Here is a 12,249-nt window from a genome sequence, read left to right on the forward strand (position 1 = left end):
ATTTTGTCTCCTTCTTTACCTTCAACTTTTTCGATGAAGATAGTATCGTCTTTTTGAACAAGAATTTGTTTACCACCAGTTTTAATGATTGCGAACATAATTATTTGTTCTCCTTTTGAATGTGACTCACCCTGATGGCGCTATGCTTTAATGCCATTTTGGTATGGTTGTTTGAAACAACTTAATTATTATATAGCAAAAATGGTGAAAATGCTCATTATATACAACTATTTATCAGTATCAAGTTAACTCCTACGTATTTTCCTTCGATATTATTTAGCTTTACTTCTCTATTTTACTTTGATTAAGCACATAAAAAGAAACATAATACAAAACGCATGAATTAAATCACGCTTATTTGTATTATGTTTTTTGGCTTTTTTCTTTATGTTTAGGCTTTAAATGGGTTGTTGTTCATCGAGTGTCCTGAAGGTGTCAATATATGTTCAATACCTATTGAACCTTTACCATAGTCTGCTTCATTCTTATTTTTATATAATTTATTTGGCTTGACATCTTTTTTTGATGAAATAGGTGCATAAGTCATTCCTTTAACTCATATAAATGAAGAGGTTGTATGCCTCTTAATTTTACGAAGTGGGAACAACTTATGTTCTGGACCTATCGTTTTTGGGTCGTAGCTGGCTTCTGTTCTGTCTTTTAATTTGGTTTTTTTCATGTGTTTGTTTGGCATTCCACATGAAATGGCGAAAGCTAGCGGTACAACTGCAACACTTAAAGTTCCTAAACTTAAGCATTTTCGTTTATTGATCAATATTTTTTCCGTTCCTTTCCTTGAGAGCAGTTTCAATAAGATACTTTTTTATTATAAAGGAAATGTGGGGAACTTTATAAAAAATCGCACGTTTGTGCGATAAGTTTTTCTAACTTAATATGCAGTGAACGTAGTTGCATTAACTTTATGCAACTTTGTTTTTTGCTGAGAAGAGTTATTTGTACTTGCTTGATATTTCTGTGTTATCGTCCTACTTCCCCCAAATGAAACAGACCCAGTTTTTTGATGTACCGCTTGATAAATTGCAACTCCACAACTAACTGCTGTTTGTACTGCTGAAATCACCAAAGGTATTGCTGCCATCCACGCAAACCCTCCATACACTTCAACTCTTTCTTCTTTTGTTAATGGTTTAAATTCATTTTTCATATGTCACCTCCCTTTTATATATGTATGCTTTATGAAAATAATGTAAAAAAACACCATTCTATTTGGTGTATTTTATTAATTCTTTATTTTCTTTGTATGCTCTTCCGAATTTAGCACATTTAACCCCATCGATAATAACTGCGTCAGCTGTGAATCCTAAATTAATCTTTAATAAAGAACCACCTACCCCATAGACATCAACAGGAGTTTTCTCATCCTCAAATAGTTTTATTTTATTAGCGTTAAACCCTGAGGATACTATTATTTCAACATGTTCCCCATTATTTTCATCCATAGCTTTTCTTAATGCTTTAATTAAATTAGGAGTAACCCCAAATTCTTCATCGTTTTTAAAGTATGCATCAGAAACTCCGTCAGAAGTGTCAACTCTTACAGCTTTTAAGTCTTTTCCAAATTCATTCAGCGCTAACAAAGTGTCATTTATTACATCATTATTGAAATCAACCAAAGCTACCAACCCTTCATCTGGGAATGCATTTTTATATGCTTTTAAAGCTTTAATTAAATCTCCATTAAACATTTGAATCAATGCATGAGGTACAGTTCCGACAGGTTGACCCCCATGCGACTCAGTTTGCGCCTGTGTTACTTGTGTTTTAATTCCACCACAATTAATTGCATGTCCGTCTTTTATTTGATTTGAATAATGATCAGCCCTATCACCCATGAATATAACTTTTTTATTAGTTAAATCCTTAATTCTTTTTGAATTAGTTGCCAATGAAGTTTGTCTTGCTAAAATACCATCGATCATTCCTTCATATATACCAAACTCAGAATATTTACCCTCTAATTCAAGAACAACCTCTTTACCGTTTATCAAAGAACCTTCTTTTAAATATTTGATTTTGTATTTTGATGTGTCGGTGTTTTTTTCTAATAATTCTAAAACCTCATTAATCCCACAAAGAACAACATTATCACTACGTTGAAAAAATTGTAAAGTTACAATACTTTCTGGTTTATTCTTATTAATTATCGCTTGTGTTTTAAAGAAATAATTAGCGATATATTTTTCATCATTTTTATAATTCATATAGCTTCAACTCACTTTCATTTATTCATTTCATTTTTTTAAAAATACTTCACATCACCATTGTTATTATCACAGGTATCATAAGTTGCATAATAATAATATGAATTCATGCTCAATAGTTTGTTCACCCGTTTTCAAACAGTGTGAATAACGGACCATATAAAGCTGCCATACCCATACCTGATGTAGGTGTCCCAAAGTCTCCAGAAGGGAATTCTATTGGTAAGGCAACAGCACATGTGGCAGCAATCATAGAAGCGACAACTGGGATAATCATTATTTTTGGTTTTTTTATTATATTTTTTAAATGTAACATGGATGTACCTAATCCAACAGCACAGGTTTTACCTATGTTTTTATTTGCTTTCCATGTCAAAACAGCAAATGCAATCATTTGCGCTGATGTCGCCGCCATCGCTGCCGATGCTGGAGCGCCGTGCATATGCACCATAATCGCTATTGCTGCTGAAGATGTGGGTAAGGTTAGTGCAGAACCCATAATTAACCCTATCAAAGGAGCCACCAATATATTCAGCCCCTTCGAACTTCTTGCTAATGAGTCAGTAATTAATTCTATCACCGACAGTAATCCTGAAGTTAGGAATGTTAGCGAACCAGCTGCCATCATCCCAATCAATAATCCAAATATCGGAATTAGGAATATATCTACATAAGTTTTGAATTCAAAGAACTTAAACAAATAAACCATCACTACTGCTATCAGTCATGATGCCAATACATCGCCTGGAATACCTTTTTGTAAGTGCGTTACAGTAAAGAAACCATATTGTGCATTAGTAGTTGATATTGTGTGCGTAGATAAGGAATAATGAGGAACTAACATTGAAATGGAAGTTAATGTAGAAGCAATTCCTACAGCAAATATTTGCATAGGTTTTAATCCACATTTAACACCAACTCCAATACCTATACCCATTCCAACAGAGTATGTTAATACATTCTTTATATCATACATAAACTGCAGCTTAGGTATCTTACCAAATAAACCAATTATAGTACCTAAAATCAAGGTGGCAAAAAAACCACAAGTCATACCGATCATCGAATTAAATCAAACTTCTTTTTGATTAAAAGTTTTATTAATTTTAAACATTTTTCTCCTTGTAAAATGTTCCTGCTATTTAGTTGTGTTGAAAATTTACAGATAACACTGTTGCATTTTCTATATTCAGACTTTAAATTAACTCAGTCAGGAAACTGCAAACTAATGTTTGCTAATTAATTATAATTAATTTAATAGAATAAATAATATTTTTTTACAATATTAACTTAAAATTGAACAATTGAAAAGCAACACCCATAAGTGTTACTTTAAACGATCGGCCATACTCTAGGACCTCTTGGTTCATCGAAGAATGATTGTTGATAAGTTCAACTATCAATGTTTTTAGTTTGCCCTATTTTGATACCTATCAACCTTATATCTTCACCCTTTCAATATTTGTCAAACAAACTTAAAGCTATAGGGAATATCTCCTCCGAATCTTGAACTGGGATTCTAACTTTCTTTTGTTTTTGTTTAACAACAAAATTAGTATTCTTCATAGTAATACCAACCATCATCCCAATCTTCCCTTCTTGCCTTGCTGTGTTAGCGACTTTCTCTGTTAGTTGCCTTAATGTCTCAATAATTTCTTGTCTATTATTTGAATAACCTTCTTTGAGTGTTTTTGAACTGGAAATCTCTTTATGCTTAACTCTAGAGTTATCAACTACATTCGAAGAAATACCATAAGCTGTATCAATTATGTGTTTAGCTCTATTTTTGAAAAAAGTAATAGCTAATTCAGATTCTGGTTTCAGCTTAGCTAAATCACCAATAGTTTTTATCCCATTTTCTTTCAAAAGTGGTCATGTTTTTTTACCGATACCTCAATAACTCTCAATGGATAATCCTCATATCATTTGTTTTAATTGTTTAGGTCCCACCGATGTAATGCCCTCGGGTTTCCTGATATCAGAACACATTTTAGCTATTCATTTTGTATAGGAAATACCAATCGAAATAGTGAATCCTAATTCTTTCTCTATTGTTTTTTGCATATCTCTTGCCAGATTAAAGGCTGATTTATATTTTTTTCAAATATCTGTAACATCAACATAACATTCATCGATAGAAGTTATCTCGATTTCATTAGTATATTTAACACTCAATATTTCAAACATTCTTTTTGATAAAGTTTCATAAAGTTCAAAATCCCCTGGAATTATTATCAACTCAGGACAAAGCTTTAAAGCATCTTTTATAACCATAGCTGAAGTAACTCCTTTTGCACGTGCTTCATACGACGCTGAACCTATTACTGAATTTCCTTTCTTACCAGAAATTGCAACAGGTTTCCCTTTTGTTTCTGGTCTTAATGTTTGGCTTGCAGATACAAAAAAAGCATCAGCATCAACGTGGAAAATTACTTTCATAAAGTAATTATAAACCACAAAATAAAATAGCGTAAACGCTATTAATTAAATTGATTTTAATGCTTCAGAGATCATATTTGCACAAAGTAATCTGTTAAGATGGGTTTTGACATTATCAAATATTACAAGTTTACCTAATTGTTCTTTATTATAGTCTCCTGATTGGTTGATCATAACATCATAGTTTTTTACAATTTCAGCTATTTGAGCTTTATTTTTCCCCTTAATGTAATCAAGGAATAAATCCAAAGAAGATATAAATACTGCACACCCAACAGAATCATGTTTAACATCTGTTAAAACATCCCCTTCTCATTGCAAGAATAGTTTCATTTTATCTACACATTGAGTTGAAAATCTTTCGATTATTTGTGCGTTTTGAATTTCTCCTTTGTGGATTGGTTTTGAATACCTTTCCATTATGATTTTTCTTTTTACCATTGGATCGTTATATGAAGTCAAGGAAATCACCTCCGTTTTTAATTTCTTCTACCATTTTATCGATATCTGTTTTATTAGTATATAAACCAATTGAAGCCCTCATTCATGAAGGTTCTCCAGTTGCTTCTTGAATTAACCTGACACAATGTTGACCTGCTCTTAGGATGATATTTCTATGCCCAAGATATGAAACTATATCTTGTGAATTTAAATTACCGATATTAAATATTATATTTTTATCCCCTCTTTTTGAGGCAAACTTAACATCTTCAATAGTGGAGATTTTATCATAAGCATATTTAGCAATTTCATCCTCATGTTTCATAATGTTTTCCATACCAATTGAATTGATATAGTCAAGTGCTGCACCATGCATAAGAATCGCAGCCGTATTAGGTGTACCAGGCTCTCTTGACGCAAACCCCTCATGAGGTATTCAACTTTCTCTAGAAAAAGTTGCGTTTGCCCCTCCACCGAATCTAACTAATGGAAGTTCCTTTTGTAATTTGGTAGACATTATCATCACACCAAATCCCGTTGGTCCATAAAGCTTATTTGATGAATAAACAGTAAAGTCTGCTCATTTTGAATTTACTGGTTTATGAGAAATAGATTGTGCTGCATCATTCACAACAAGAACACCTTGTTTGTTAGCTACAGAATAAATTTCCTCCATATCTCTTTCAACTTCGATTGTATTATTAACTTCTGCTAATGCAATTAATTTTGTTTTTTCATTGATCGCATCAAATATTGTTTCTGATCAAATTAATTTAGCACCTGTTTTTTTCGCTAATTCAATTCACACAATAACATTAGCTGCGTGATTTAGAGAAGTTACAATAATTTCATCATCTTTTTTTAATTTATGAATCAACATATCAGCAATCCTATTAAGACCATCAGTTGTTCCAGATGTAAAAATAACTTCGTCGTAAGATGCATTCGAAAAAGCAGCAGTTGCTTTTCTTATTTCTTGAATCCTTTGAGAAAGTCAAACACCCTTCTTAGAATCAACTGAATGGGGATTGATTGAATAATTTTCATAAAAGTTCACTCCAGCATCAATAACTTGTCTTGGTTTAAGTGCACCTGCACTACTATCAAGATAAATTGTTTCTTCTAGGAATTTAAAATCTTTTCTATTCATATTTACTTCCTTTCAAATAATGTAATATATTCTATGTTTTTAGCCTTATTACCTTTTATAGGTGATGGTTTATGGTTTATATATTTAAACCCAAAATCTTCTGAGTGCTTAATAACTCTCTCTATTATTTCTTGATGAAGACGTTCTGGAACATACCCACCTTCTTCTACTTGATCCGCAAATGCTTCAAATTGTGGTTTAATCAATGCCATTAATTGAACACCTTGTTCTAATGTATTTTCCAATACTCTAAATACCTCTTTCAAAGAAATGAAAGAAACATCAGTAACAACTAGTTCCACAGGTTCTGCAAACATTTCCTTGTTAATTTTCTTGAGGTTAGTCTTTTCTAAAGCTACAACCTTTTCATGTCTTCGCAATGAAAAATCTAATTGATTAGTACCAACATCTAATGAATAAACTTTTTTTGCACCCTTATTTAAAAGTACTTCAGTAAATCCCCCTGTTGAAGAACCAATATCAAGACCAACTTTGTTTGAAACATCCAAGTTAAACTCCTCAAAAGCAGCCAATAATTTAAATGCACCTCTAGAAACTCATTTTTTAACATCCTTAATAAATACTTCTCCAACCTTTTTAAACCTCTCAGAAGGAATAAAAGCATCATTTCCATTAATTTTCACCTTACCAGACCTTATTAATTTTTCGGATTCGTCTTTTGTATACCCTAATTCCATAATAATTTGTAATGCTGTTTTCATTATAAAACCACCTTAAGTATTTCTTTTATTAAATGATTGTGATCTATTGAAGTCACCTTTAAAGAATCGACGAATTTGTTGAATAACATTTTTTTCTCGATATTCAACTCAACATAATCTCCATTAATAAATATATTTTCTACATTGTTTTTTTTATTGTGATAAAAAACACCTGTTTGGAAAACAAAATATAAATATCTACCAAAGGATTCTCAATCAGCCGCTTCATATTCATTGGCACCAGTTATTTCAATAATCTTTTTTGCACCCTCAATATACATATCAGCTTCATTTTTAATTAATCCCATTTCAAGTTTAGCTGTTTCATCTGGATTTGCATTTGGATTTAAAATATTTATTATTTTTGTAAGTAAAAATCTTGTTTGCTTATTAGCGAACAAGTTATTATAATCTTTTAATTTCCCTTGTTTTTTAAGGATATTTAAAGTTTTACTTTTTAGTTTCATAGTAGTTTGCGACCTTGTCTAGAATTGCATTTATAAATTTGTATGATTCTCCAGAAATATAACCTTTAGATAAAATAACTAATTCGTTAATTACGATTTTTTTATCACGGAATGATAATTCAAACGCACCGAAAAGTAGCATAGCTCTCTCAAGTGGAGCCATCCTAGTTCATGTTCAACTGTCTTTTGTGAATGTAGTAAGTAATTTTTTAAGTCCGTCATATTTTGTGATGATTCAATCTAATGATTTTAATTCAATTTCAGATAGATCGAAATCTTCTCTAATGCTTTCTTTTGTAAGTCTTTCATTTGTTAATTCTGAAACATAAATTACATTAATTACATTCATTCTTGATTTTGTTTGTGCCATATTAAAAGAATTATACAACAATTAAAAAAAATCACCATTATTAGTGATTTTTAGAGTTATTAACCAATGATTGATTTAATTTTTGTTTTAAGTGTTTCTTTATCTAATCCTAATGAAGCATAAACTGCATCACCATTTCCTGAATCACCGAATCTATCAATACCAAAATTATACTTACCAAAACTAGCCATACCATAAGTTGAAGCAGCTTCGATTGTAAATGCTTTTTGAGTATCTCAAGTAACATCAGCTAGTTCAGCACAAGGCATAGAAATAACATTTATGTTTAATTCTTCACCTATTGCATGGGCATTAGCCACTTCTGAACCAGTTGCGACAATAGTTCATTCAGAGTCTGTTTTGTGGATGTAATATGCACCATTTTTTGTTTCATATTTTGATGTTTCTTTTAAAGAAACAATATTTTGTCTAGTTAGCGCAATAACAGTTGGAGTTTCAGTTGAATTTAAAGCTATTTCATAAGCTCCAACAACTTCTTTCTCGTCTGCAGGTCTTAAAAAGTTTAAGTTAGGTAAAGATCTAAACATAGCAATATGTTCAATTGGTTCGTGTGTTGGACCATCTTCACCAACATAAACAGAATCATGTGTAAATACATAAGTAACTGGAAGTTTCATCAATGAAGCTAATCTAATTGCTGGTTTTGCATAATCTGAAAATACAAAGAATGTTGAAACGAATGGTTTGAAATTAGAGTGTAAAGCAATCCCATTTGCCATAGCGGCCATTGCAAATTCTCTAACACCAAATAAAATATTTCTACCTTTTCTATTTTCAATTGAAAATACCCCATCAGCTCCAAGAGCTTTTGTTGACCCAGCTAAATCAGCTGAACCCCCAATTCATTGTTCAACGTTATCATTTAAGTGTTGAATAACTGAACCTGAAGAAACACGAGTTGCTGTATCTTTTTCAACTTCGATATTAATTTCAATAGCTTCGTTTTTTAAGAATTTTTCTAACCCTTTTGAAGGTTTGAAAGTTGAAAATGCTTCTGCCCCTCTTTTGAAAATTGTTTCTTTATAAAGTTCTTCTACTTCTGTTGGAACTTCAAAATCACCATGAGTTCATCCTAAAGATTCCTTAACTGTAGCGAAATCTTCACCAAGTGGTGCTCCATGGACTGCTGAAGTACCTTGTTTTGTAGCACCTTCACCGATAATTGTTTTAACCTCAATAAATGAAGGTTTTGATGAAGCTTTAGCTTTAATTAAAGCAGCATCTATAGCTTCAACTGTATTTTCCTTAACAAGTTGATAGAAGAATCCCAATGCTTCCATTTTACCTTTAATATCTTCATTAAATACTTCTTTAACATCTGTATCTAATTGAACATCGTTTGAATCATGCATAACGATTAATTTTGAAAGTTGTTGTCTACCAGCGAATGATAATGCTTCATTAGCAACACCCTCTTGTAAATCTCCATCACCACATATAACGTAAACATTGTGGTTGATTTCTGAAAATTTAGCTCTTAGAGATTCTTCAGCAACTGCCATACCAACTGCCATTGCAATACCTTGACCTAACGGACCAGTTGTAGCTTCTACACCTTTAGTGTGTCTGTACTCTGGGTGACCCGGTGTTAATGAACCTAATTGTCTAAAGTTTTGTAAATCTTCCCCTGAGATAAGATTAAGTAATCTAAGTTCTGCATACAATAATGCTGAACCATGTCCTGCTGATAGAATAAATCTATCTCTATTAACTCATGAAGGATTCATTGGATCAAAGTTCATGTGTTTTGTAAATAATGTGTGAACCATTGGAGCTGCACCAAGCACAATTCCCGGGTGTCCTGAGTTTGCTTTATTAATGGCAGCAACACCATTTACTTTTAAAGTATTAATTGCTAATTGTTCGTTCATTTAAAATCTCCTTGTTAGTTTAATTTGAATATTTGAAGGCTTAGAGTTTATGATGTCTACAACTCTTTCTTCAATAGCTTTTGAAAAGTCCAATATGATTTTTGAAGCGTCACCTGTTTTGTCGATGGCTATTTCAATTATAAATTCAATATCTTCCCCACCTTTAATAACATTCGCTTGAATTTCTTCTGTGATTCTTAGTTCCTTTTTAAAGTTTGAAGCAACCTTATCAACGATTTGTGTAAATACGTTTTTGTGAACGTTGTATGTTTGGTTTAATGAATAGTTAACGGTAACGAATTCCATTAATTAGATCTCCCTGCGTATTTACCTGTTGAAGTTGCAACAATTATTGTTTGACCTTCTTTTATAAACATAGGTGCTTCAAGTTCAAACCCTGTTTCAACCTTTACAAATTTTTGAGGATTGTTTGCAGTATTACCTTTAACAGCGTCTGGTGCTTCTATAACTTTTAATTCTATATTTGCTGGTAATTCAATATCAAGAATTTCTGATTCAAATGCTCTAACCATAACTTTATTCCCCTCAGTCATAAAGTTCATTTCTCATTTGATTTTTTCCATTGGGATTTCAACTTGTTCAAAAGTTTCTTGATCCATAAGAATTGCAGATGTCCCATCGTTGTATAGGTAATCCATATCTTTTTTGTCGATGTGAGCTTTCTTAACTTTGTCTCCACCTGTTCATGTTTTCATGATTGTTGCACCTGTTCTTAAGTTCTTAATTTTTGCTTTAACTGATGCTTGTCCTCTACCTTGTTTTGAGTGTTGTGCTTCAACAACTACAAATATTTCTTTTCCGTCTTGGAAAGAAATACCTGGTTTAAATTTATTTACGTCTATCATATTATCTCCTTTTATATTCCTATACATTATATATTAAATATATATAAAAAGGTTCTACTTGTATGAATAAGGAATTATTTGTTTGTCCAAAACAATAAAAAAACACTGAAACAGTGTTTTTTTTAATTATTCTTTATCTTGAGATTTCTTTTGTTCTTCTAATTCTTTACGTTGTCTTTCAAGTTCTAGTTTTTGTGCATACAATTCAGCATTAACGTTGTTATTGTTTCATCCACTTGTTTGGATTAAAGCGATAACTAAACCAATAAATCCTAGAGTGAATAATCCTCCTAAAATAACCATAACGTTATTTTGAGATTGTGTTCCTTTAACTCATACTGTTATTCATGCAGCAAATCAACCAAGACCAAAAATAATTGCTAATATTACAAAAATCATTTTTTCCTTCTTTCTTTTTTTATTATTGTTTTCAAATTATACTTTCTTAAATTATTATCCCAAAATAAAATTACATTGCAACATGTAATTTTATTAATATATTAATTATTTATATGAAAGAACTTTGTATCCTGTTTCAGTTACAAGAACATCATCTTCAATCCTAACTCCACCAAGTCCTTCAATGTAAATACCTGGTTCAACAGTTACAACATGACCTGGTTCTAATGGATTATTGTTACCTGAATTTGTATTAGGTAATTCGTGAACATCAATTCCTAAACCATGTCCTGTCCCGTGACCAAAGTATTCTCCATATCCTTTTTCAGTAATGTAATCTCTACACACTTTATCAACTTCCGCTCCAGTAATACCTGGTTTAACAGCTTCAATCCCTCTTCTTTGTGCTTCTTTAACAATTTCATAGATTTCTAGAAGTTTTGGATCTGTAACTTCACCAATTTGTATTGTTCTTGTTGTGTCTGACATATATCCCTCAAAAACTGTTCCAAAGTCAAATGTACATAATTCACCATTTTCAAGTTTTTTATCAGAAGGAACTGCATGTGGTTTTGCACCATTGTAACCTGATGCTACAATTGTGTCAAATCCCTCTTTTGTCGCTCCATTAATTTTGAATAAATATTCTAGTTTAGCAGCTAATTCCTTCTCTGTTTTTCCAGCAACAATTTCTGGTTTCAATTGTTCAAATGATCTAAGACCAATTAACGCTGCTTCTCTAATTTTTGCAGCTTCTTCATCAGTTTTATAATCTCTAAGACCTTGCCCTGACACAGCTATAAATTCAGCATTCGGGAATAACCCTTTCGCTAAATTTAATTGATCTATTGTTACATAATCAGATTCATAAGCAACTTTTTTATATTTAGTTTCTTTCTTTTCAGCAAATTCTTTTAATGCTCCAGCTTTCAATAAGTTAACGTCAGCATTTTTCGCTTCATTTTTCGCTAAAATAATATAACGTGAATCCACGAATAAATCAGCTCTATCTTTTTCTATGAATAAAAATCCATATGATGATTGAACTCCTGTATATCAGAACCTATTTTGATCCGACATAATGATTATTGCATCAAGATCTTTTTCATTAAAATGTTTATCTACTACTTTTCTGTTCATATTTTTCTCCTTAGTGTGTTAATAACTACTTTAATTTTACATTAAATAAAAAATGGGTATAAAAAAAGAGAAAATTATTTTTTCTCTTTGTGTGTTGTGTGTGTATTACATTTGTGACAGTGTTTTGAAACTTCAAGTTTT

The 12,249-nt window shown here is 31.5% G+C and carries 17 protein-coding genes; all 17 read right to left on the minus strand.

What is annotated here, in order from left to right; genetic code table 4:
* A partial coding sequence (locus C4B25_RS04150; RefSeq protein WP_210725184.1) for a bL21 family ribosomal protein occupies positions 1–98 on the minus strand: 98 nt, incomplete at its 3' end.
* A 293-nt stretch (positions 99–391) separates the two neighbouring features.
* Complete coding sequence (locus C4B25_RS04155; protein ID WP_131613831.1) at positions 392–811, minus strand: hypothetical protein; 420 nt, start codon at positions 809–811, stop codon at positions 392–394.
* Positions 812–889: 78 nt separating this feature from the next.
* Positions 890–1,165 (minus strand): hypothetical protein, encoded by a 276-nt coding sequence (locus tag C4B25_RS04160; protein ID WP_131613832.1) that lies wholly within the window; start codon positions 1,163–1,165, stop codon positions 890–892.
* 58 nt (positions 1,166–1,223) lie between these two features.
* Entirely contained in the window at positions 1,224–2,222 is a 999-nt protein-coding gene (locus C4B25_RS04165; protein WP_131613834.1) for a nicotinate phosphoribosyltransferase, read from the minus strand.
* Positions 2,212–3,336: a PTS sugar transporter subunit IIC gene (locus C4B25_RS04170; protein ID WP_131613836.1), complete on the minus strand. Its 1,125-nt coding sequence runs from the start codon at positions 3,334–3,336 to the stop codon at positions 2,212–2,214. The genes C4B25_RS04165 and C4B25_RS04170 overlap by 11 nt, the downstream gene beginning before the upstream one ends.
* 218 nt (positions 3,337–3,554) lie before the next feature.
* Complete coding sequence (locus C4B25_RS04175; protein WP_131613838.1) at positions 3,555–4,661, minus strand: Y-family DNA polymerase; 1,107 nt, start codon at positions 4,659–4,661, stop codon at positions 3,555–3,557.
* 45 nt (positions 4,662–4,706) lie between these two features.
* Positions 4,707–5,102: an iron-sulfur cluster assembly scaffold protein gene (locus tag C4B25_RS04180; protein WP_131613840.1), complete on the minus strand. Its 396-nt coding sequence runs from the start codon at positions 5,100–5,102 to the stop codon at positions 4,707–4,709.
* 7 nt (positions 5,103–5,109) lie between these two features.
* Complete coding sequence (locus C4B25_RS04185; RefSeq protein WP_131613842.1) at positions 5,110–6,252, minus strand: aminotransferase class V-fold PLP-dependent enzyme; 1,143 nt, start codon at positions 6,250–6,252, stop codon at positions 5,110–5,112.
* A 2-nt stretch (positions 6,253–6,254) separates the two neighbouring features.
* Positions 6,255–6,974 (minus strand): TlyA family RNA methyltransferase, encoded by a 720-nt coding sequence (locus tag C4B25_RS04190; RefSeq protein ID WP_131613844.1) that lies wholly within the window; start codon positions 6,972–6,974, stop codon positions 6,255–6,257.
* Entirely contained in the window at positions 6,974–7,441 is a 468-nt protein-coding gene (locus C4B25_RS04195) for a hypothetical protein (RefSeq protein WP_131613846.1), read from the minus strand. The genes C4B25_RS04190 and C4B25_RS04195 overlap by 1 nt, the downstream gene beginning before the upstream one ends.
* Positions 7,425–7,811, minus strand: a complete 387-nt coding sequence (locus C4B25_RS04200) for a transcription antitermination protein NusB (RefSeq protein WP_131613848.1) — start codon at positions 7,809–7,811, stop codon at positions 7,425–7,427. Before C4B25_RS04200 ends, C4B25_RS04195 begins: the two co-directional genes overlap by 17 nt.
* A gap of 59 nt (positions 7,812–7,870) precedes the next feature.
* Entirely contained in the window at positions 7,871–9,703 is a 1,833-nt protein-coding gene (locus C4B25_RS04205) for a transketolase (protein ID WP_131613850.1), read from the minus strand.
* Complete coding sequence (locus tag C4B25_RS04210; RefSeq protein ID WP_131613852.1) at positions 9,704–10,009, minus strand: MMB_0454 family protein; 306 nt, start codon at positions 10,007–10,009, stop codon at positions 9,704–9,706.
* Positions 10,009–10,569, minus strand: a complete 561-nt coding sequence (gene efp, locus C4B25_RS04215) for an elongation factor P (RefSeq protein WP_131613854.1) — start codon at positions 10,567–10,569, stop codon at positions 10,009–10,011. The genes C4B25_RS04210 and efp overlap by 1 nt, the downstream gene beginning before the upstream one ends.
* Before the next feature lie 126 nt (positions 10,570–10,695).
* Complete coding sequence (locus tag C4B25_RS04220; protein ID WP_131613856.1) at positions 10,696–10,968, minus strand: hypothetical protein; 273 nt, start codon at positions 10,966–10,968, stop codon at positions 10,696–10,698.
* Between the two features lie 105 nt (positions 10,969–11,073).
* The gene (locus C4B25_RS04225) at positions 11,074–12,108 is read right to left on the minus strand and encodes an aminopeptidase P family protein (protein WP_131613858.1); all 1,035 of its coding nucleotides are present in this window, start codon (positions 12,106–12,108) and stop codon (positions 11,074–11,076) included.
* A 74-nt stretch (positions 12,109–12,182) separates the two neighbouring features.
* A partial coding sequence (locus C4B25_RS05075) for a 50S ribosomal protein L33 (RefSeq protein ID WP_131613860.1) occupies positions 12,183–12,249 on the minus strand: 67 nt, incomplete at its 5' end.

The sequence above is a fragment of the Mycoplasma todarodis genome (genome assembly GCF_004335995.1).
Taxonomy (GTDB): Bacteria; Bacillota_I; Bacilli_A; order Mycoplasmatales; family Metamycoplasmataceae; genus Mycoplasma_K; species Mycoplasma_K todarodis.